This window comes from Lacinutrix himadriensis (assembly GCF_001418105.1).
Taxonomy (GTDB): Bacteria; Bacteroidota; Bacteroidia; order Flavobacteriales; family Flavobacteriaceae; genus Oceanihabitans; species Oceanihabitans himadriense.
The window spans coordinates 48,759-69,043 of sequence record NZ_LIQI01000006.1; the positions used below are offsets into that span (position 1 = coordinate 48,759).

The 20,285-nt window shown below is 31.9% G+C and carries 24 protein-coding genes; 19 read left to right on the top strand and 5 right to left on the bottom strand.

Annotated features, from left to right (window positions below):
* Positions 1–395: 395 nt before the first annotated feature.
* Together AMD28_RS00675 and AMD28_RS00680 are read left to right on the top strand one after the other, a co-directional pair.
* Positions 396–758, top strand: coding sequence for an endonuclease domain-containing protein (locus AMD28_RS00675; RefSeq protein ID WP_055442241.1), 363 nt, complete (start codon positions 396–398; stop codon positions 756–758).
* A gap of 376 nt (positions 759–1,134) precedes the next feature.
* Positions 1,135–1,761: a hypothetical protein gene (locus AMD28_RS00680; RefSeq protein ID WP_055442242.1), complete on the top strand. Its 627-nt coding sequence runs from the start codon at positions 1,135–1,137 to the stop codon at positions 1,759–1,761.
* 66 nt (positions 1,762–1,827) lie between these two features.
* Here the strand turns inward: AMD28_RS00680 and glyA are convergent, their stop codons facing one another.
* Positions 1,828–3,102 carry a serine hydroxymethyltransferase gene (gene glyA / locus AMD28_RS00685; protein ID WP_055442243.1) on the bottom strand — a complete coding sequence of 425 codons (1,275 nt, stop codon included), beginning with the start codon at positions 3,100–3,102 and terminating at the stop codon, positions 1,828–1,830.
* A 230-nt stretch (positions 3,103–3,332) separates the two neighbouring features.
* On the opposite strand from glyA, the gene fahA reads away from it, so the two are divergent.
* Positions 3,333–4,625 (top strand): fumarylacetoacetase, encoded by a 1,293-nt coding sequence (gene fahA / locus AMD28_RS00690; protein ID WP_055442244.1) that lies wholly within the window; start codon positions 3,333–3,335, stop codon positions 4,623–4,625.
* Positions 4,626–4,690: 65 nt separating this feature from the next.
* On the opposite strand, the gene AMD28_RS00695 is transcribed toward fahA, so the two are convergent.
* On the bottom strand, positions 4,691–5,536 hold the full coding sequence (locus AMD28_RS00695) for a DUF2911 domain-containing protein (RefSeq protein WP_055442245.1): 846 nt from the start codon (positions 5,534–5,536) through the stop codon (positions 4,691–4,693).
* A gap of 310 nt (positions 5,537–5,846) precedes the next feature.
* On the opposite strand from AMD28_RS00695, the gene AMD28_RS00700 reads away from it, so the two are divergent.
* From AMD28_RS00700 to AMD28_RS00755, 12 genes are all read left to right on the top strand, one after another.
* On the top strand, positions 5,847–7,157 hold the full coding sequence (locus AMD28_RS00700; RefSeq protein WP_055442246.1) for an ABC1 kinase family protein: 1,311 nt from the start codon (positions 5,847–5,849) through the stop codon (positions 7,155–7,157).
* Positions 7,158–7,160: 3 nt separating this feature from the next.
* Positions 7,161–8,585 carry an SDR family oxidoreductase gene (locus AMD28_RS00705; protein WP_055442247.1) on the top strand — a complete coding sequence of 475 codons (1,425 nt, stop codon included), beginning with the start codon at positions 7,161–7,163 and terminating at the stop codon, positions 8,583–8,585.
* On the top strand, positions 8,582–8,854 hold the full coding sequence (locus tag AMD28_RS00710) for a TIGR03643 family protein (RefSeq protein ID WP_055442248.1): 273 nt from the start codon (positions 8,582–8,584) through the stop codon (positions 8,852–8,854). The genes AMD28_RS00705 and AMD28_RS00710 overlap by 4 nt, the downstream gene beginning before the upstream one ends.
* 53 nt (positions 8,855–8,907) lie before the next feature.
* The gene (folE, locus tag AMD28_RS00715) at positions 8,908–9,594 is read left to right on the top strand and encodes a GTP cyclohydrolase I FolE (protein WP_055442249.1); all 687 of its coding nucleotides are present in this window, start codon (positions 8,908–8,910) and stop codon (positions 9,592–9,594) included.
* Between the two features lie 3 nt (positions 9,595–9,597).
* On the top strand, positions 9,598–9,822 hold the full coding sequence (locus AMD28_RS00720; protein ID WP_055442250.1) for a hypothetical protein: 225 nt from the start codon (positions 9,598–9,600) through the stop codon (positions 9,820–9,822).
* 1 nt (position 9,823) lies between these two features.
* Positions 9,824–10,507, top strand: a complete 684-nt coding sequence (locus tag AMD28_RS00725; RefSeq protein ID WP_055442251.1) for an SDR family NAD(P)-dependent oxidoreductase — start codon at positions 9,824–9,826, stop codon at positions 10,505–10,507.
* Positions 10,508–10,536: 29 nt separating this feature from the next.
* Positions 10,537–11,055 carry a glutathione peroxidase gene (locus AMD28_RS00730; protein ID WP_055442252.1) on the top strand — a complete coding sequence of 173 codons (519 nt, stop codon included), beginning with the start codon at positions 10,537–10,539 and terminating at the stop codon, positions 11,053–11,055.
* Positions 11,056–11,059: 4 nt separating this feature from the next.
* Positions 11,060–11,230, top strand: coding sequence for a Lacal_2735 family protein (locus tag AMD28_RS18460; RefSeq protein WP_055442253.1), 171 nt, complete (start codon positions 11,060–11,062; stop codon positions 11,228–11,230).
* A gap of 1 nt (position 11,231) precedes the next feature.
* On the top strand, positions 11,232–11,687 hold the full coding sequence (locus tag AMD28_RS00740; protein ID WP_055442254.1) for a TspO/MBR family protein: 456 nt from the start codon (positions 11,232–11,234) through the stop codon (positions 11,685–11,687).
* Positions 11,687–12,154, top strand: a complete 468-nt coding sequence (locus tag AMD28_RS00745; RefSeq protein ID WP_055442255.1) for an SRPBCC family protein — start codon at positions 11,687–11,689, stop codon at positions 12,152–12,154. The genes AMD28_RS00740 and AMD28_RS00745 overlap by 1 nt, the downstream gene beginning before the upstream one ends.
* The gene (locus AMD28_RS00750; RefSeq protein WP_055442256.1) at positions 12,151–13,461 is read left to right on the top strand and encodes a cryptochrome/photolyase family protein; all 1,311 of its coding nucleotides are present in this window, start codon (positions 12,151–12,153) and stop codon (positions 13,459–13,461) included. The genes AMD28_RS00745 and AMD28_RS00750 overlap by 4 nt, the downstream gene beginning before the upstream one ends.
* A gap of 66 nt (positions 13,462–13,527) precedes the next feature.
* Complete coding sequence (locus AMD28_RS00755; RefSeq protein WP_055442257.1) at positions 13,528–13,890, top strand: SnoaL-like domain-containing protein; 363 nt, start codon at positions 13,528–13,530, stop codon at positions 13,888–13,890.
* A 73-nt stretch (positions 13,891–13,963) separates the two neighbouring features.
* Here the strand turns inward: AMD28_RS00755 and murA are convergent, their stop codons facing one another.
* From murA to AMD28_RS00770, 3 genes are all read right to left on the bottom strand, one after another.
* Positions 13,964–15,280, bottom strand: a complete 1,317-nt coding sequence (murA, locus tag AMD28_RS00760; RefSeq protein WP_055442258.1) for a UDP-N-acetylglucosamine 1-carboxyvinyltransferase — start codon at positions 15,278–15,280, stop codon at positions 13,964–13,966.
* Between the two features lie 6 nt (positions 15,281–15,286).
* Positions 15,287–15,943 carry a DUF4290 domain-containing protein gene (locus AMD28_RS00765; protein WP_055442259.1) on the bottom strand — a complete coding sequence of 219 codons (657 nt, stop codon included), beginning with the start codon at positions 15,941–15,943 and terminating at the stop codon, positions 15,287–15,289.
* A 65-nt stretch (positions 15,944–16,008) separates the two neighbouring features.
* Complete coding sequence (locus tag AMD28_RS00770; RefSeq protein WP_055442260.1) at positions 16,009–16,302, bottom strand: DUF493 family protein; 294 nt, start codon at positions 16,300–16,302, stop codon at positions 16,009–16,011.
* 91 nt (positions 16,303–16,393) lie between these two features.
* Here AMD28_RS00770 and AMD28_RS00775 point away from each other — a divergent pair, with 91 nt between their 5' ends.
* The 4 genes from AMD28_RS00775 to AMD28_RS00790 all read left to right on the top strand — a co-directional run bounded on the left by AMD28_RS00775 (position 16,394) and on the right by AMD28_RS00790 (position 20,247).
* The gene (locus AMD28_RS00775; RefSeq protein WP_055442261.1) at positions 16,394–16,936 is read left to right on the top strand and encodes an AAA family ATPase; all 543 of its coding nucleotides are present in this window, start codon (positions 16,394–16,396) and stop codon (positions 16,934–16,936) included.
* Positions 16,936–18,837, top strand: a complete 1,902-nt coding sequence (locus tag AMD28_RS00780) for a RecQ family ATP-dependent DNA helicase (RefSeq protein ID WP_055442262.1) — start codon at positions 16,936–16,938, stop codon at positions 18,835–18,837. The genes AMD28_RS00775 and AMD28_RS00780 overlap by 1 nt, the downstream gene beginning before the upstream one ends.
* Positions 18,837–19,784 carry a methionyl-tRNA formyltransferase gene (gene fmt, locus AMD28_RS00785; protein WP_055442263.1) on the top strand — a complete coding sequence of 316 codons (948 nt, stop codon included), beginning with the start codon at positions 18,837–18,839 and terminating at the stop codon, positions 19,782–19,784. The genes AMD28_RS00780 and fmt overlap by 1 nt, the downstream gene beginning before the upstream one ends.
* Positions 19,785–19,974: 190 nt before the next feature.
* A complete protein-coding gene (locus AMD28_RS00790; RefSeq protein ID WP_055442264.1) occupies positions 19,975–20,247 on the top strand; it encodes an HU family DNA-binding protein in 273 nt (90 codons plus the stop codon).
* Positions 20,248–20,285: the final 38 nt, after the last annotated feature.

Consider the following 20,285-nt stretch of genomic DNA (forward strand, 5'->3'; position numbering starts at 1 on the left):
CATTCCTAATTATCTTAACTCCTCTTTCTTCAAATACGAAAAGCATTTAAATTCATTCTCCTCTTTACAAAAAGAGGAGAGCCTTTTACGATTATGTTTTTATATAATTAGAAAACAATGCTGTATGTATTCAAAACACCTCGTTCCTATAACCAAAATCTCAAATAACAACTGCCCCTCTCTTTAGCTAAAGAGAGGGGCTTCCGTTTTTCGGAATCGGAGAGTTTGACCTAAAATGCGAAGCTATTTTAAAATTCACATTCCTAATTATCTTAACTCCTCTTTCTTCAAATGCCAAAAAGCATTTAAATTCATTCTCCTCTTTACAAAAAGAGGAGAGCCTTTTACGATTATGTTTTTTTGTTAAATTGATGAGAAATATTTAACTTCAAACTATGAATAAAAATAAAATTCATACTAAAAAAGAACTTAAAACTTTAAGAGCAATATTAAGACAAAAGCTAACTCCTGCTGAGGCGTATTTATGGAATGTTTTAAAAGCTAGAAAATTTAAAAACAAACGTTTTACAAAACAACATAGTATAGGTAATTACATTGTCGATTTTTACTGGGCAGAACATAAGCTAATAATTGAATTAGATGGAGAAATACACAATAACGCTCTACAAATTGAAAAAGACAATGAAAGAACAAAATATTTAGAAAACTTGAGTTACAAAGTAATTAGGTTTGAAAACAAAATGGTTTTTGATAATCTATCTTCTATATTAATGGAAATTGAGAATAACTTTAAATAAACAAAACTCCTCTTTCTTTCAATTTCCTGTAGAAATTAAAATTCATTCTCCTCTTTAACAAAAGAGGAGAGCTGCTATCTTATAAAAATTAAAGTAAATACTTGCTCCTCTCTTTAGCTAAAGAGAGGGGCTTCCGTTTTTCGGAATCGGAGAATTTGACCCAAAATGCGAAGCTATTTTAAAATTAACATTCCTAATTATCTTAACTCCTCTTTCCTCCTGTTCAAAAACAGATATTCATTCTCCTTCTTACAAAAAGAGGAAAGCTACATACATTAATGAAACTCAACAAGCATGATTTTTAAGCTATTAACTTGTTTTTTGGTATAATTATTGATAATTTTTTATTTATATAAACCTTTAAAACGCAATTATTATGAAATTTAAAACAGGTATTCCAGTACTCTTAGTTTTATTATTCTTGTCTTTTTCGACACCAACAATTGGGCAGAATAAATCTAAATCCAATGCAGAGTCTATAGAAGCATTAAGTCTAGTTTTATTGTTTAACAGTATAAATGATGACTTGAATAATAGGCCTAACAAACCCTATCTAGGTGAGATGACCTTAAAAAATGGCGATTTCATTGAAGGGTATTTAAGTTTAAATAATCCTGTAGGAGATAATTATGTTGTTATACATTACACTGAAAAGGATAGTAAAATTTACCCTGTTGATACTATTGATGAAGTAAAACTATATAAAACAGATAGTACAACTACAGATACTGTTTTTAAAACTATTGAAAATGAAAAAGCTTTATTAAGAGAGGTTTATAATAACAACAGCGATGTAGCGGTTTACGATACTGCTATAAGCCCTTTTAGCAATAAACTTTCCGGATCTGTTTATGTCAAAGAAAATGATGCTTTAATTAACACATGGTTTTTCTGGACATCTGGTCCAAAACACGACTTATTACGCTACATTAGAAATAAAGATGGTGTTCGATATAAAAGAAAAGATTTTGAATCCCTAGATGATTTACTTCAGAAAGTATAAAAACTAAAAAAGCCTACTAAACAGTAGGCTTTTTTTTTCCGCGAAAGCGAAATAGCATTTATTAAATTAATCCACAAAAAGTGGTAAATCATGCATCATAGCATTTACTTTACCAGCAATAGCTTCTAACATCTCTTCGTCTTGATAGTTGGTAATTACTTGATCTACTAACTCCACAATACCTTCCATATCTTCTTCTTTTAAACCTCTAGTAGTAATTGCCGGAGTACCAATACGAATTCCAGAAGTTACAAATGGCGATTTATCATCAAAAGGAACCATATTTTTATTCACAGTAATATCTGCTTTTACTAAAGCATTTTCTGCATCTTTTCCTGTAATGTCTTTGTTACGTAAATCAATTAACATCATGTGGTTATCTGTACCACCAGAAATGATATTATAATCTCTTTTTACAAAAGCTGCTGCCATTGCTGCTGCGTTTTTCTTTACTTGTAACATGTAGTGCATATACTCTTCGGTAAGTGCTTCACCAAAAGCAATTGCTTTAGCTGCAATAATATGTTCTAATGGTCCTCCTTGATTTCCTGGGAAAACAGCCGAGTTTAAAAGCGAAGACATTTTCTTTAAGTTTCCGTTTTTCAATTTTTGACCAAATGGGTTATCAAAATCTTGTCCCATCATAATCATTCCTCCTCTTGGTCCGCGTAATGTTTTATGCGTAGTTGTAGTTACAATATGACAATGTGGTAACGGATCGTTTAAAATTCCTTTTGCTATTAATCCTGCAGGATGTGAGATATCTGCTACTAAAATTGCTCCTACTGAATCTGCTATAGCACGAAAACGTTTAAAATCCATATCACGAGAATATGCCGAAGCACCTGCAATAATTAATTTTGGTTTTTCACGTTCTGCTACTTCTGCAACATGATCATAATCTATTAAACCAGTTTCCTTTTTTACACCGTAAAACACAGGGTTGTATAGTTTACCAGAAAAATTCACTGAAGATCCATGAGTTAAATGTCCACCATGCGATAAATCGAATCCTAAAATAGTATCGCCAGGATTTAAACAAGCAAAAAATACTGCTGTGTTTGCCTGACTTCCAGAATGCGGTTGTACGTTTACATATACTGCACCAAATAAAGCTTTTGCTCTATCGATTGCTAATTGCTCAACTTCATCTACTACTTCACAACCTCCATAATATCTTTTTCCAGGATATCCTTCTGCATATTTATTCGTTAATACAGAACCTGCAGCTTCCATTACTTGGTCGCTTACAAAGTTTTCTGAAGCTATTAATTCAATACCTTCAAGCTGTCTTTCTTTTTCAGCTTGAATAAGTTCAAAGATTTGTTCGTCGCGTTGCATATAGTTTAATTTTAATTTCCTTCAAGTAGGAAATCTAGTTATAGTTAAATATTTATCAAAAATAACAATTACATTATTTAAATACATCAAAAAACATATATTTACTTCTAGAATATGTTATTTTTTTAAATAGCATAATACGAACCTACTTTTATTATATAAAATTAGCATTAATTTAAAAAGTTATGTAGGTTTGAATAGATTTAATAATTTTTAATTTAAAATATACTATGCCAATTTCAGCTAACAATCCAGATAGAATTTCCTGGTTGCATGTAGATAAAAACTCAGATTTCCCTGTTCAAAATTTACCTTTTGGTGTTTTTCTTACAAGAGACGACATCATTACTATTGGAACAAGAATTGGAGATACAGCAATAGACTTAGGTGCTTTACACCAATTAGGCTACTTTGAAGGTATTCCTTTAACAGATGATATTTTTCTTCAAGATACCTTAAATGATTTTATTGCAGATGGAAGAAAAACATGGAGAGCTGTTAGAAATAGAATTGCAGAAATTTTTGATGCGGAAAACGATACGCTGAAGAACAATGTGAAACATAAAGAAATTGTATTATTTCGTTTAGACGAAATTGAAATGCAATTACCAGTTCAAATTGGTGATTACACCGATTTTTACTCGAGCATAGAACATGCAACTAATGTTGGTACTATGTTTAGAGATCCAGATAATGCATTATTGCCAAACTGGTTACACATTCCTGTTGGATATCATGGTAGAAGTTCTTCTATCATTCCTTCTGGAATTCCTGTGCATAGACCACAAGGACAAACATTACCTGCTGGAGCAACAGAACCTGTTTTTGGACCTAGCAAGCTGATTGATTTTGAATTGGAAATGGCTTTTATTACTACTGACGCTAATGATTTAGGAGAGCCAATTCCTATTGAAGAAGCAGAAGAATATATTTTCGGATTGGTTTTATTTAATGATTGGTCTGCAAGAGATATACAAAAATGGGAATATGTACCACTAGGACCATTTTTAGCAAAAAGTTTTGCTTCATCTATTTCTCCTTGGATTGTAACTTTAGATGCTTTAGAGCCTTATAGAGTGGCAAGTCCGAAACCATTAAAAAAACAATTAGAATACTTACAATATAAAGGAAAGAAGAGTTTTGATATTAATTTAGAAGTAGCCATACAACCACAAAAAGCGAAAGAAACTGTGGTAAGTAAATCGAACTTTAAATATATGTATTGGAACATGGCACAACAACTTACACATCATACGGTGAATGGTTGCCCTATTAACTCTGGAGATATGATGGGAAGCGGTACTATTTCTGGACCAACACCAGATAGTTACGGATCGATGTTAGAAATTACATGGAGAGGTGAAAAACCCATTAAAATGGCAGATGGTACAGAACGTAAATTTATAAATGATAACGATACGGTAATCATGAGAGGGTATTGCGATAAAGACGGAACTAGAATTGGTTTTGGTGAAGTAAGCAATAAATTACTTCCTGTATTTAATCCGAAGAAAGTAAAATAACAACTTATATAAAATAGAAAAAAGCGACCAATTGGTCGCTTTTTTTATGTGTAAATGATTCTAAATTATTTAGACCATTCTGCAATAGATTCTGTATTCATTTTAACATAATCTGCATTTCCAGCTTTCTCTGCTAATTCTAAAGAAGCTTTAGCAGCTTTAACAGCTCCTTTTTTATCTCCTGCTTTTGCATAGATTAAAGCTTGTCTTCTTAATTGCCAAAATTTAGGATCCTGCTTATTCATTTCGACTGCTTTATCAATCCAAACTTTAGCTTTATTAATATCTTTACCTTCTTCTAAGTAATACGCAGCAGCAGCATAATAATCTCCAGCTCCTGGTCCTGCCATTACCTTATCAATACTTTTTGATACTGTAGCATCTGTTGGCACTGTAAAAGGTACACCAACGTATGTTTTTGCCCAAAGAAATTCTAAAGTTCCACCATTATTAGATAAGTTATTAATATCCATAGTAAAAGACTCTACATTAAAAGGAATTTCATGAACATCAGCAGAAACTCTTGCCGCAACTTTAGTTTCATCTAATGTTGCTGGAGCTCCTCCTCCTGCATACTCTGTGTAAAATATAACCTCCCAAGAAGTTGCTTGTGGAATAGTAAAGATAGCGTACGTACCAGCTTTAAGTTCTTTCCCTCCTACAGTAATAGGGTTGTTAAAAGTTATTTTAGTTCTTAAGTTTGCTCCCGTTCTCCATACTTTTCCGTAAGGTACAAGGTCTCCAAAAATAGTTCTTCCTTTTACTCCAGGACGTGAATATTCAAAAGAGAAATCTGTTAATCCTACCTTCTGTTCCACCTTGCTAGTTGGACTAGGTTGCGGTGTTTCAATTTGTGCATTTACGTGAAACGAATAGGTAAACACTAAAGCGATTAATAATAATTTTTTCATAGTTATTGTATTAATTAGTTGATAATATTTTGCTATAAAATTACACATTAACTAAATCTTATCTGTTAACAAAACCTTAAAATAAAAGGTGTTATTGGTTTATAAACTTAGGGTTCCTTTTATTTACTTATCTAAATAAATAAGATGGAAACACTTACAAATAATAGCAAAACGAGTATTCTTTTCTATACACATAGACTTTCCTTATAGCTTCATAATAATTTTGTCTAATTATTAATACTAAAAGTTAGACAATTTTGTATATTTACATATAATTTGAAATTAAAAGTAAAAAAGCATCTATAAGCGAATGAAAACCATTGATCAAATACCAATTACCAAAATACAACGTGCATCTAAATTAGTTAGTACAGGTGCTAAAGTTGGTGTAAATTATATCAAATATTACGGAGACAAAATGGTTAATTCTAAAGAAGAAGCTAAAGAACGTCTGAATAAAAATAATGCAGAAGATATTTACGATAGTTTAAAGCAACTTAAAGGAAGTGCTTTAAAAGTAGCGCAAATGTTAAGCATGGAAAAGAGTTTGTTACCACAGGCTTATGTTGAAAAATTTTCGCTATCGCAATTTTCGGTTCCACCATTATCTCCTGCTCTAGTAATAAAGACTTTTAAAAAATATTTTGGGAAATCTCCAAACGAACTCTTTGATACTTTTAATGCAACTTCTGTAAATGCTGCTAGCATTGGCCAAGTCCATATAGCAGAAAGAAACGGGAAAAAACTTGCTGTGAAAATCCAATATCCAGGAGTTGCAGAAAGTATCTCATCCGATTTAGCCATGGTAAAACCTATTGCCATGCGTATGTTTAATATTAAAGGAAAAGATTCGGATAAATACTTTCACGAAGTAGAATCAAAACTAATTGAAGAAACCAATTACATTCTAGAAATTGCACAAAGTAAAGAGGTTGCAAAGGCATGCGCGCACATACCAAATTTATTATTTCCAGAATATTACGAAGAACTATCTTCTGAAAGAATCATTACTATGGACTATATGCATGGTATACATCTTTCCGAATTTACTGCAATAAATGAATCGGAAGAAAAGGCTAATCAAGTTGGTCAAGCACTTTGGGATTTTTACATGTATCAAATTCATGTATTAAAAAAGGTGCATGCAGATCCACATCCTGGAAACTTTTTAGTTTCAGATACCGCAAACTTAATCGTATTAGATTTTGGTTGCATGAAAAGCATTCCGGATGCATTTTACACACCCTATTTTGAATTAGCGCAGAAAGAGAATATAGAAGACGAAGCTGTTTTCCTTTCTAAATTATACGAATTAGAAATTTTAAAAGAGGAAGACACTGCCGAGGAAATCGAATTTTTCACAGAAATGTTTCATAAAATGCTAAGTCTATTTGCTAGACCATTACAAGACGAAACTTTCGATTTTTCGAATCCTTATTTTTTCCAAGAAATTGCAGCACTTGGTGAGCATTATTCTAAAAGCACACAATTAAGAAAAATGAATGGTAACAGAGGTTCTAAACATTTCATTTATATCAATAGAACTTTTTTCGGACTCTATAATTTAATGTTCGACTTAAAAGCTAAAAACATAAAAATAAACAATTTTCATACCCTATAAAAAATGAATATTCTCGTAACAGGAGCTACAGGTTATATAGGCAAACGCCTAATCCCTTTATTATTGCATGAAGGGCATCACGTTACTTGTGCTGTAAGAGATAAATTGCGAGCAGACAAAAGCTATTTACAAGAAGAGCAAATAGATGTTATTGAGGTTGATTTTTTAAAACCGGAAACATTAAAAAACATTCCTAATGATATCGATATTGCATATTATCTTATTCATTCCATGTCGAATACTTCTAACGATTTTGAAAAGTTAGAACAAGAATGTGCGGCAAATTTTAGAACGAGTATAGAAAAAACAAATACAAAGCAAGTAATTTATCTTAGTGGTATTACAAACGACGCAAACCTTTCTAAACATCTTCAATCACGTAAAAATGTGGAGCACGAATTAGAATCTAAAAGCTATGCGTTAACCATATTTAAAGCAGGTATTATAGTGGGTTCTGGTAGTTCTTCCTTTGAGATAATAAGAGATTTAGTCGAGAAACTTCCTTTTATGATTGCTCCTAAATGGCTAAACACAAAAACACAACCATTAGCGGTTCGCGATGTACTTTCGTTTCTATTAAAAAGTGTAGGAAATAAAAAAACCTTCAACCGTTCTTTCGATATTTTTGGACCAGAAGTTTTAACCTACAAACAAATGCTTTTGCAATTTGCAGAAGTGCGGGAACTTAAAAGATACATTCTTACGGTTCCTATAATGACACCAAAACTATCTTCGTATTGGTTATATTTTGTAACATCTACATCTTACAAACTGGCCTCTAACCTTGTAGATAGTATGGGTGTGGAAATTATTGGTAAACCCAGTGAAATCAATGCCATACTACATGTAAATCCTTTAAGTTATAAAGATGCTGTAGCTTTAGCTTTTGAAAAAATTGAGCAAAACAGTATTATTTCTAGCTGGAAAGATTCCTTTATTAGTAGCGGAAGATTAAAAGACAACTTTCATAAATATATAAATGTTCCCAAATATGGTTGCTTTCAAGATTATAAAGAACTCGAAGTAACTAACAGCGCACAAACCATGGATAAAATATGGGCTATTGGCGGACAAACAGGTTGGTATTACGGAAATTTTTTATGGAGAGTAAGAGGTTATATAGATAAAGTATTTGGCGGAATTGGATTAAGAAGAGGAAGAACAAACCCGACGCAATTAGATGCAGGAGATGCATTAGATTTTTGGAGAGTTATTTATGCCGATAAGGAAAAACAAAAACTCCTACTCTATGCCGAAATGAAACTTCCAGGAGAAGCTTGGCTAGAATTTAAAATTGAAGACAACCTTTTAAAACAAACAGCAACATTTAGACCAAGAGGAATACTTGGTAGATTATATTGGTATAGTGTTTTACCATTTCACGGATTTATTTTTAACGGAATGATAAAAAAATTAGCACTTAAATGAAATTAAATACCATACAAGTAGACAGAGTTATAGAAATGGCTTGGGAAGACAGAACCACTTTTGAAGCGATATACTTTCAATTTAAACTAAAAGAACAAGACGTTATTCGTTTAATGCGACAAGAAATGAAACCTAGCAGTTTTATGATGTGGCGAAAACGGGTGCAAGGAAGAAAAACAAAACATGAGAAACTACGCTCTTTTAACGAAGGTAGATTTAAATGTAGCAGACAAAAACAAATAACGCAAAACAGTATTTCTAAAAGATAACCTTGCTTTGTTTTAGTAGTAATTACTAAAAACAGCACTTTAAAAAGACGATTATGAAAACAGAAACTATTAAAAACAACAATACTTTAAATGGCTTTAGTCATGAAGATATTGGTGATGAACATTTATACACCGGATTAAAAACACCCATGAAAGCAGATGCTTTTAAATGGAGTGATGATGAAAAAAAAGAACGCATAGCCATACTTTTTGAAGAAATTATGGATGTTATCGGACTAGATCTTACAGACGATTCTCTAAAAGGAACGCCAAATCGTGTTGCTAAAATGTATATAGATGAAATATTTTCGGGTTTAAACCCGAAAAACAAGCCGATAATAGCATTATTTGATAATAAATATCAATACAACCAAATGCTTATCGAAAAAAATATTACCTTATATTCCAATTGCGAACATCATTTTGTGCCAATTATTGGAAAAGCACATATTGCATATATATCTTCTGGTACAGTTATTGGGTTATCTAAACTAAACAGAATCGTTCAATATTATGCAAAAAGACCGCAAGTACAAGAACGTTTAACAAATCAAATAGCAGAAGAATTAAAAACAATTTTAAAAACAGAAGATGTAGCCGTTATAATAGATGCAAAACACTTATGTGTTTCTTCTAGAGGTATTAAAGATGACACCTCTACAACAATTACAACCTACTATGGAGGGAAATTTAACACTCCTAATAAAATTGCAGAATTACAAAACTATTTAAAAAATTAAGTCATGGACATAATAGAAAAAGCATTAGAATTTGAAAAGCAAAAATTAAACTCTTTATCTACAAGCGATAGAGTTATTATTGTTAGAGAAGCAAAAGCCCTAATTTTAGGTTTAAACGAAATCTATAAAGAGAAAAAAGATACAGAAATCATGGATATCATGAAGAGGCTTACTGCTATCAAAATAAAAGTAGAAAAAAGGCTAAAAGGAAGACCTTTAACCGCTTAACATGAAAACATATATAGTAATTGGAGGTAGCAAAGGTATAGGTAAGGCTATTATTGAAACTTTAATAGTCAATAATAAAATTATTAATATTAGTAGAACAGCTCCTAGTTTCAACCTTGATAATTTAACACATTATGGTTGTGACGTTCTGGTGGATGATTTACCTGAAATTGATAAAGCCGATGGCCTGGTGTATTGCCCTGGTAGCATAAACCTTAAACCAATTTCTAGATTAAGTATTGACGATTTTAAACAAGATTTTGAAATTAATGTTCTTGGTGCCGTAAAAGTCATTCAAAAGTATTTACCTATTTTAAAAAAGGGTAACCAACCTGCTATATTATTATTTAGTACCGTAGCTGCAAAGCTAGGAATGCCGTACCATGCCAGTATTGCAACTGCTAAATCTGGAGTAGAGGGATTAGTTAAATCACTTGGAGCCGAATTAGCGCCTACAATAAGAATTAATGCCATTGCTCCTACTGTTACTGACACCGAATTGGCATCCAAACTTTTAAGGAGCGACAAAATGGCAGAAAACATTACGGAACGCCATCCTTTAAAAAAATTTTTAAAACCTAACGAAGTTGCAGAAATGGCTTCTTTTTTATTATCTGAAAAAGCAGCATCTATGTCTGGACAAATCTTTGAAATGGATTGTGGAATTGTTTCCTTTAAAATATAAACCGTGAAAACTTCATAATAACTTTCGTCATGTTCCACTTTTTAAATAAATCAAAAGCGCAAAAGCCACCATCTACATCTATTTACGATATAGAAATAAATAGTTTAGACGGCAAAGCTATTGATCTATCCGAATATAAAGGAAAAATGCTACTCATCGTTAATGTAGCTTCACAATGTGGTTTTACGAAACAATACGCAGACCTTCAAAAATTATACGATACTTATAAAAATAATCTAATGATTATAGGTGTTCCTTGTAATCAATTTGGGGCTCAAGAATCTGGGTCTGCTAGTGAGATTCAATCTTTTTGTCAGAAAAACTTCGGGGTAACTTTCTTAATGACCGAAAAATTAGACGTAAAAGGAAGCAACCAACATTTCCTTTACCAATGGTTAACCAACAAAGAATTAAACGGAAAATCTAATTCTACCGTAAAATGGAATTTCCAGAAATACCTAATAAATAAAGAAGGCCAATTAGTCGATTATTATTTTTCTACAACCAATCCTGCAAGCAATAAGATTGTAAAACATTTAAATTCATAAAATTATGTTTGGACTATTTAAAAAGAAAACAAAAGCCGAAAAGCTTCAGGAGAAATACAACAAGTTAATGAAAGAATGGCATCAACTTTCTAGTATTAATAGATCAGAAAGCGATAAAAAATACCAAGAAGCCAATGCCGTATTAGATGAAATAGAAAGTCTTAAAACAGTTTAATATGCAATTTTTTAAAGTATTTGTTTCGTTCTTAATATTAAATTTTGGAGCTCTAGGTATTGGAAGTTGGCTCATGAATAATGGACCACGAACAGAATGGTACACTAGTTTAAACCAAGCACCTTGGACTCCTCCAGGTTGGGTTTTTGGTGTTGCTTGGACAACCATAATGATCTGTTTTTCGATATACATGGCACAGTTATATCTAAAAATGCCAACCAAAGAAGTCCTTACCCTTTTCGCATTACAGTTTATTCTAAATGTCATGTGGAACTATGTTTTTTTCAACCAACACCTCATTTTAATAGGCTTTTTAGTAATCATACTATTAACCATTTTAGTATGCTATTTCTTTTTTAAATTTGATGTAATACAAACTAGATATCTCCTATTACCATATATCATTTGGCTATGTATTGCAACATCTCTAAATGCGTACATACTTATAAATAACTAATGAAAATTTATACATTTCATAAAAAACAAAAACTACCAATTTCTGTGGATGAAGCTTGGAAGTTTTTATCGGATCCAAAAAACCTTAAAGTTATCACTCCAGATTATATGAGTTTTAATATACTTTCTGGTGCAGATAGACCCATGTATGCAGGACAGATTATTCAATATATTGTTACTCCTGTATTAGGAATAAAAACAAAATGGGTTACAGAAATCACACACATAGTCGATAAACATTATTTTGTAGACGAACAGCGCTTTGGTCCGTATGCATTATGGCATCATAAACATTTTATTAAAGAAATTGAAGGTGGCGTTGAAATGGAAGATATTATAGATTATAAAGTTCCTTTCGGAATTATTGGTCAGTTAGTGCATCCTTTTCTTGTGAAGCCTAAATTGAATGAAATTTTTGCATACCGCAAAGAAAAACTAGAATCCCTTTTTGGAACCTACACACAATGAAAGATACTGTAAACATTTTTTGGTTTAGAAGAGACTTAAGATTAGAAGATAACGTAGGGTTATTTCATGCTTTAAATGCTGAAAAACCCGTTTTACCTATATTTATTTTCGATACAGAAATTCTAGAACAACTACCAAAAGAAGACGCTCGTGTTAGTTTTATTCACAACACGCTACAAAACATCAATAAGGAATTAAAAAGCAAATACAATAGTAGTATTGCTATGTACTATGGCAAACCTCTGGAGGTATATAAAAAATTAGCTACATCTTACACCATAGATACTGTCTACACCAATCGCGATTATGAGCCTTACGCTAAAGATCGGGATACAGAAATTGAAACCTTTTTAGAGAGCAAAAACATCTCCTTTAAAACCTTTAAAGATCATGTTATTTTTGAAAAAGATGAAATTGTAAAGAAAGATGGCAAACCGTATTTAGTATACACACCATACATGAAATTATGGAAAGCAACTTTTAGAACAAAAAGTTTAGAAACTTATGATTCTGTTGGTTTACTGAACCACTTAATTCAAGAAAAACACCTTCCTAATTTAAGTTTACAGGATATTGGTTTTGTACCATCTAATCAAGAAATAAAAGCATATAAAGTCACTGCTAATTTAATTCAAAATTACGAAGCAACAAGAAATTTCCCAGCGCAAGATAGCACTTCAAAGTTAGGACCACATTTACGTTTTGGTACCGTAAGTATTCGTGAAATGGTACAAAAAGCGATATCAGAAACTAATGAAGTCTTCTGGCAAGAACTCATTTGGAGAGAGTTTTTCATTCAAATTCTTTGGCATTTTCCGCAAACGCTAACGTATAGCTTTAAACCCAAATATGACAATATTGTATGGCGAAATAGCGAAGAAGAATTTAAACTTTGGTGTCAAGGAAAAACCGGATATCCTTTAGTCGATGCAGGAATGCGAGAATTAAACGAAACTGGTTTTATGCACAATCGTGTACGCATGCTTGTTGGTAGTTTTTTATGCAAACACTTACTAATCGATTGGCGATTAGGGGAAGCTTATTTTGCTGAAAAATTACACGATTATGAAATGGCTAGTAATATTGGCAACTGGCAATGGGTTGCTGGTTGTGGTGTAGATGCTGCTCCTTATTTTCGCATATTCAATCCAACGACACAAATAGAAAAATTTGATAAAAAACTAGAATACATAAACAAATGGGTTCCCGATTTTCAAGAGCTTACTTATCCGAGGCCTATGGTCGATCATAAAGAAGCAAGAGAACGATGCTTAAAAACATATAAAGAAGCTTTAAACGCTTCCTAGCCAAACATTATAATATCTTATTACAAGATTCAGTATCTTTATAAAAACAACTTAAAACTAAATAAAATGAATACGAAAGAGGTTGCCAATACATGGTGGAAGATGTGCAAAGAAGATAAGCATATAGAATGTGTTAATGAACTATATGCTGAAAATGTGGTATGTAGAGAAATGCCTGGAATGCCTGGAGAAATAACTACAGGAAAGGAAAATATTTTGAACAAGAGTAAAGAATGGTTAGAAAGTGTAGAAGATTTTCATGCTAGCGAAATTAGCGAACCTATTGTTGCTGGTAACTTTTTTACTGCTAAAATGACTTTCGATTGTACTTTTAAAGAACAAGGAAGACAAAAAATGGAAGAAGTTTGTGTCTACGAAGTAAAAGATGGTAAAATTGCAAGTGAGCAATATTTTTATAACATCGATTAATATTAGAATTAAGTATATAAAAAAAGCTTCGAAATAATTTCGAAGCTTTTTTGTTTTGTATAATTTATGTTTTTTAGTTTCCTTCTACACGTTCAATCTTTGCACCAATAGCACGAAGACGTTCGTCTATATTTTCATAACCTCTATCAATTTGTTCAATATTATGAATAGTAGAGGTTCCTTTTGCAGATAATGCTGCAATTAATAAAGAAACTCCTGCTCTAATATCTGGAGAAGTCATTGTGGTAGCTTTTAATGTAGAATTAAAATCATGACCAATAACGGTTGCTCTATGCGGATCACATAAAATAATTTTAGCTCCCATATCTATCAATTTATCTACAAAGAATAAACGAGATTCAAACATTTTTTGGTGCACTAAAGCACTTCCTCTTGCTTGTGTAAGTACCGTTAAAACAATACTCAATAAATCTGGTGTAAACCCTGGCCAAGGCGCATCTGCAATAGTTAAAATAGAACCATCTATATAGCTTTGTATTTCGTAACCATCTTTATGTGCAGGAATATATATATCATCCCCTTGTCTTTCTAGAGTAATACCAATTTTTCTAAATACATCTGGTATTTGTCCTAAATCATCCCAACTTACATTGGTAATGGTAAGCTCACTCTTTGTCATAGCAGCTAGACCAATCCAACTACCTATTTCAATCATATCTGGAAGCATTCTATGTTCTGTACCTCCTAGTGCATCCACACCTTCGATAGTCAACATATTAGAACCAACACCAGAAATTTTTGCCCCCATTCGGTTAAGCATCTTACATAACTGTTGTAAATAAGGTTCACAAGCGGCGTTATAAATAGTTGTTGTTCCTTCTGCTAAAACTGCAGCCATTACAATATTTGCCGTTCCTGTAACAGACGCCTCATCCAGTAGCATATATGCTCCTTTTAATTTATCTGCTTCAACTCCATAAAAATGATCTTCACGATTGTATCTAAACTTTGCTCCTAGTTTTATAAAACCTTCAAAGTGTGTATCTAATCTACGTCTACCAATTTTATCACCTCCTGGTTTAGGAATATATCCTTTACCAAAACGAGCTAAAAGAGGTCCAACAATCATAATCGATCCTCGTAAACCACGACCATCAATTTTAAATTGTTCCGACTCTAAATATTTTAAATTTACTTGATCTGCTTGAAAAGTATAAGAACCTTTTCCAATTTTATTAACCTGTACTCCTAGTTTTTTTAGTAATTCTATAAGCTTGTTAACATCAACAATATCTGGAATGTTGTTTATAGTTACCAACTCTGGAGTTAGTAATACAGCACATAAAATTTGTAAGGCTTCGTTTTTTGCTCCTTGAGGTTGTATTTTTCCTTTTAATTGGTGACCTCCTTCAATTTTAAATGTTCCCATGAAATACTAGTAGCGTTTTCTGTTTCTGTTTTGGTTATTGTTACTCTTTTTATAATTCGTTTTTTTCGAATTCGTATTCGCATACTTCTTTTTACTTCGCATTAAACTTGTAGAATCTGATAAATCTTCTTCAGATTCTTTTAAGTTAATTTTCCCGTCAGATAATTCGAATAAATGATTATAAATAATATAATCTTCAACCGTATCTTTATTCCAATTTAGAAAACACTTTTTCATGTGATTCGCAATAGTATATACTAAAGCTTCTTTCAATTCCCCTTCTTCCCAAGTGTTTGCTACATCAATCATGGTTTTTATATTATTACCATAAAATCTATATTTTGGAAAATTCTGAGGATACTCTAAAGTTTCAGGCCTTGCATATAATTCTTCACGTGAAGGTTTAGGGTATGGAGAATCTACATCTAAGTCAAAATCTGCCATAATAAAAAGCTGATCCCAAAGTTTATGTTGAAAATCTGGAACATCACGCAAATGTGGTTGCATGTTCCCCATTACAGATATAATGGCTTTTACTATCTTATTGCGTTCTTCTTTAGTTTCTCGTGTTTTAGCATGAGTAATCATTTTCTGCATATGTCTTCCATATTCAGGTATAATCAAATGTTCACGCTCGGTATTGTATTCTAAAATATCTATCAAAATTTAAGTGTAGAGTTATATTATTCGCACGTAGTTATTATGCTTGTGCAAAGTACAAAAAATATTTAAAGGCTAATAACTCCTTCTACATTTTCTGCAACTTCTTTATATTTGGTAATTACGGCATCTGGATCTTGCATTAATACGTGAATAGAAATACTTGTGTATTTTCCGTTTTTAGATTCTATAGTATTAATAATTGCACCAATATTATTAAATAATGCTTCTATTTCAGCAATTTTATGCAAGTCGGACTTCACAATAAATTTATATAAATATTCAGAAGGCCAGCTATCCGTATCGTGCAATTGCGCCTTTAATTTGGTATAAAATTCTTCTGGATTTTGTTTTTCGCTCATGATTAAAAAGTAAGTTGTAAAGATACAGTTTCCTTTACATTTTTTATTTAAAATTTAAATTACGATTTTTACACCCAAAACCTTGCCAAATTTGAACACGAAAAAAATTATTATAACTGGAGGACCAGGAACAGGAAAGACTTCTATAATTAATGAGCTTACTAAAAGAGGCTATAATTGTATTGAAGAAATATCTAGACAAATCACCTTAAAAGCCCGTGAAGACGGAATCGAGCAGTTGTTTTTAACAGAACCTCTTTTATTTAGTGAGTTACTTTTAAAAGGAAGGAAACAACAGTTTCTAGAAGCAGATGCCCTTAATGAGGACTTTATATTTCTAGATAGAGGTATTCCTGACGTTTTGGCTTATATGGACTTTATAGGTGATGACTATCCAGAAGAATTTACAAACGCTTGTAAAGAAAACCTGTACGATCATGTATTTATTTTAGCACCATGGCAAGAAATATTTAGTAGCGATAGTGAACGTTACGAAAATTTTGAACAAGCAATAGAAATTCACAAACACTTATTAAACACTTATAAAACTTATAATTATAGTTTACTTGATGTACCTTTTGGTTCTATAGAAAGTAGAGCGGACTTTATATTAGACGTGGTAAAAGCATTATAATGCAAAATGCAATAAACATATTAGAACGTTATTGGAACTTTACAAGTTTTAGACCTTTTCAAGAAGACATCATTAATGCAGTAATAGCAGGAGAAGATGTGATGGCGTTAATGCCAACTGGAGGAGGAAAATCTTTATGTTTTCAAATTCCTGCACTTGCTAAAGATGGTATTTGCATTGTTGTTTCTCCTTTGGTTGCCTTAATGAAAGACCAAGTACAAACGCTAACCGACAAAGGCATTAAAGCTATTGCGCTTACTAGCGGAATACATTATAAAGAGCTGGATGCACTTCTAGACAATTGCATTTATGGTAATTATAAGTTTCTTTATCTTTCTCCAGAACGACTACAACAAGAACTAGTTCAAGACCGAATAAAACAAATGAATGTAAACCTTATTGCTGTAGATGAAGCACATTGCATCTCACAATGGGGAAATGATTTTAGACCATCCTATAAAAACATAGAACTACTAAGACAAATAAAACCAAGTGCTAATTGTATTGCGCTTACTGCATCTGCAACACCTTTGGTAGTAGATGATATTATAAAAGAACTCGACTTTATTAGTCCTAAAATATTTAAACAATCTTTTGCTAGACCAAATCTAGCGTATATGGTTTTTCATGAAGATGATAAATATTATAAAATGGAAAGCATTTTAAAAAAACAAAATGCACCTTCCATTATTTATGTTAGAAACAGAAAATCTACGGTAGAAATCTGTAATATGTTGGCCAAACAAAATATAAGCGCAACGTATTATCACGGCGGACTTAGTAATAACGAGAAAGACAAACACCTAAACGACTGGTTGCAAAACAAAAACCAGGTAATGGTTGCCACAAATGCATTTGGTATGGGAATTGACAAACCCGATGTAAAAACCGTTATTCATCTAAACCTACCCGAAAGCATAGAAAGCTATTTTCAAGAAGCTGGTCGTGCAGGAAGGAATGGAAAAAAAGCATTTGCCGTTATTTTAAAAAATAATAGTGATGAAGCTTTAGTCAAAAAACAATTTTTAGACGGATTGCCTACGGTAGATTTTGTGAAAGTGGTATACAGAAAACTCTGTAGTTACTTTCAAATATCGTACGGTGAAGGTGTAGATACCACACATCAATTTAATTTTAATCAATTTTGTAAAACGTATACATTCAATACTGTTTTATGCTATAATGCTATTCAGTTTTTAGATAGAACTAGTGTCATTAGTTTATCGAAACAATTTAATAGACAAACACTGGTACAATTTGTTATTACTAATAACAGCTTGTTCGCTTATTTAAAGAATAACAATCATTTAACTCTTGTAGTAAAATCCATTTTAAGAACTTATGGTGGTATTTTTGATCAAGAAATAAAATTAAATACCACTTTAGTCGCAGATAAAGCTTCTGTGAATGAAAACATTGTATTAAAAGTTTTAGCGCAATTAGAAAAAGATGAAATAATTACGCTAAACGCCTCTAAAACCGATGCCGAAATTACTTTTCTTGAACCTAGAGAAGACGATAAAACCATTAATGTAATTGCAAATGTTTTAAAACAACAAAATGCATTAAAACAAAAACAAGTAGCTGCTATTTTAAGCTATGTTAAAAAGGAAGACCTTTGTAAAAGCATACAACTACTCTCCTATTTTGGTGAGAAAGATTTAGAACCTTGTGGTATTTGCTCGGTATGTATTACCAAGAAAAAACCAGAAGTAACAGACACAAAACAAATTAAAAATGCAATTATTAGCTTATTGGAAAACGGACATTTATCTTCTAGAGCTATTTTACAAGAATTACCCTTTTCTGAAAAAGAAATAAATAACATGATTCAATTATTATTAGAGCATCATATTATTACCATTACAAAAACGAACACCTACAAATTAGCACATTTATAATGAGAGATTTAAGAATAGTATTTATGGGAACTCCAGACTTTGCAGTTGCCACTTTACAAACATTAGTAGAAAACAAGTACAATATTGTTGGTGTAATAACTGCTCCAGACAAACCTGCTGGTAGAGGTAGAAAATTAAATGAATCTGCAGTAAAAGAATATGCAAAATCGCAAGGTTTACATATTATGCAACCAACCAACCTAAAAGCAGAGTCTTTTACCGAAGAACTAGCAGCATTAAAAGCCAACTTACAAATAGTAGTTGCTTTTAGAATGCTACCAAAAGTAGTTTGGCAAATGCCAGCATATGGTACTTTTAATTTGCATGCTTCTTTACTACCAAACTATCGCGGTGCAGCACCAATAAACTGGGCGGTTATAAATGGCGAAACAAAAACAGGTGTTTCTACTTTTTTTATAGACGAAAAAATTGACACTGGTGCAATGATTCTTCAAGAAGAAATTAGCATTGAAGAAAGCGAAAATGCCGGAAGCCTACATGATAAATTAATGTGCTTAGGAAGCAATTTAGTCTTAAAAACGGTTGGACGTATAGCAGAAGGAGACGTAGAAACAACACCGCAGCCAGAAAATGCAGTTATGAAAACAGCATACAAACTAAACAAAGACAATTGTAAGATTGATTTTAACGACTCTTTAGACAATATATATAATAAAATAAGAGGGTTAAGTCCGTATCCTGCCGCTTGGTGTATTTTACAAAACAATGAAGAAGCGTTAGATATTAAGATTTATGCTGCCGAAAAAGAAATCGAAGCACACGATTTTGAAATAGGAAAAGTAATAACTACCAAAAAAGAGATAAAGGTTTCTGTTAAAGAAGGTTACTTAATAGTAAAAGAAATTAAGCTTCCTGGAAAACGAAAAATGGATGCAAAATCACTTTTAAACGGTTATAATTTTGATGAAAACGCAAAAATGCTGTAAAGCCTTATGCTTGTTGACTTGTTAAAAAATCGATAAAATGCCCTAGCTTTATTAACAAAACGCATAAGTTATTAACAAAAAAGCGTATTTCCCTTGCTATTACTTGCGTGGTTTGAATTTCCGTATAATTTTGTAGAGGATATAACAATAATGTTTAACCAACAATTTATTAATAATTAAAATTAAAATTATGAACAAAACAGATTTAATCGATGCAATGGCAGAACACGCAGGAATTACTAAAGCAGCTTCAAAGAAAGCTTTAGAATGTGCGTTAATAGAAATTGAAGGTGCTTTACAAAAAGGAAACAGAGTTTCTTTAGTAGGTTTTGGATCTTGGTCAGTATCTAAAAGAGCTGCAAGAGATGGAAGAAATCCTCAAACAGGAGCTACTATAAAAATTAAAGCTAAAAACGTTGTTAAGTTTAAAGCAGGTTCAGATTTATCTAGCGCTGTAAACTAATTCTTTTTAGAATATTTTAAAAAAGCCTTCTTACTTAA

What these genes read in the sequence shown, in the direction of transcription:
- AMD28_RS00675 (WP_055442241.1), top strand. Translation starts at nt 396, where the DNA reads ATGAATAAAAATAAAATTCATACTAAAAAAGAACTTAAAACTTTAAGA.
- AMD28_RS00680 (WP_055442242.1), top strand. Translation starts at nt 1,135, where the DNA reads ATGAAATTTAAAACAGGTATTCCAGTACTCTTAGTTTTATTATTCTTG.
- glyA (WP_055442243.1), bottom strand. Translation starts at nt 3,102, where the DNA reads ATGCAACGCGACGAACAAATCTTTGAACTTATTCAAGCTGAAAAAGAA.
- fahA (WP_055442244.1), top strand. Translation starts at nt 3,333, where the DNA reads ATGCCAATTTCAGCTAACAATCCAGATAGAATTTCCTGGTTGCATGTA.
- AMD28_RS00695 (WP_055442245.1), bottom strand. Translation starts at nt 5,536, where the DNA reads ATGAAAAAATTATTATTAATCGCTTTAGTGTTTACCTATTCGTTTCAC.
- AMD28_RS00700 (WP_055442246.1), top strand. Translation starts at nt 5,847, where the DNA reads ATGAAAACCATTGATCAAATACCAATTACCAAAATACAACGTGCATCT.
- AMD28_RS00705 (WP_055442247.1), top strand. Translation starts at nt 7,161, where the DNA reads ATGAATATTCTCGTAACAGGAGCTACAGGTTATATAGGCAAACGCCTA.
- AMD28_RS00710 (WP_055442248.1), top strand. Translation starts at nt 8,582, where the DNA reads ATGAAATTAAATACCATACAAGTAGACAGAGTTATAGAAATGGCTTGG.
- folE (WP_055442249.1), top strand. Translation starts at nt 8,908, where the DNA reads ATGAAAACAGAAACTATTAAAAACAACAATACTTTAAATGGCTTTAGT.
- AMD28_RS00720 (WP_055442250.1), top strand. Translation starts at nt 9,598, where the DNA reads ATGGACATAATAGAAAAAGCATTAGAATTTGAAAAGCAAAAATTAAAC.
- AMD28_RS00725 (WP_055442251.1), top strand. Translation starts at nt 9,824, where the DNA reads ATGAAAACATATATAGTAATTGGAGGTAGCAAAGGTATAGGTAAGGCT.
- AMD28_RS00730 (WP_055442252.1), top strand. Translation starts at nt 10,537, where the DNA reads ATGTTCCACTTTTTAAATAAATCAAAAGCGCAAAAGCCACCATCTACA.
- AMD28_RS18460 (WP_055442253.1), top strand. Translation starts at nt 11,060, where the DNA reads ATGTTTGGACTATTTAAAAAGAAAACAAAAGCCGAAAAGCTTCAGGAG.
- AMD28_RS00740 (WP_055442254.1), top strand. Translation starts at nt 11,232, where the DNA reads ATGCAATTTTTTAAAGTATTTGTTTCGTTCTTAATATTAAATTTTGGA.
- AMD28_RS00745 (WP_055442255.1), top strand. Translation starts at nt 11,687, where the DNA reads ATGAAAATTTATACATTTCATAAAAAACAAAAACTACCAATTTCTGTG.
- AMD28_RS00750 (WP_055442256.1), top strand. Translation starts at nt 12,151, where the DNA reads ATGAAAGATACTGTAAACATTTTTTGGTTTAGAAGAGACTTAAGATTA.
- AMD28_RS00755 (WP_055442257.1), top strand. Translation starts at nt 13,528, where the DNA reads ATGAATACGAAAGAGGTTGCCAATACATGGTGGAAGATGTGCAAAGAA.
- murA (WP_055442258.1), bottom strand. Translation starts at nt 15,280, where the DNA reads ATGGGAACATTTAAAATTGAAGGAGGTCACCAATTAAAAGGAAAAATA.
- AMD28_RS00770 (WP_055442260.1), bottom strand. Translation starts at nt 16,302, where the DNA reads ATGAGCGAAAAACAAAATCCAGAAGAATTTTATACCAAATTAAAGGCG.
- AMD28_RS00780 (WP_055442262.1), top strand. Translation starts at nt 16,936, where the DNA reads ATGCAAAATGCAATAAACATATTAGAACGTTATTGGAACTTTACAAGT.
- fmt (WP_055442263.1), top strand. Translation starts at nt 18,837, where the DNA reads ATGAGAGATTTAAGAATAGTATTTATGGGAACTCCAGACTTTGCAGTT.
- AMD28_RS00790 (WP_055442264.1), top strand. Translation starts at nt 19,975, where the DNA reads ATGAACAAAACAGATTTAATCGATGCAATGGCAGAACACGCAGGAATT.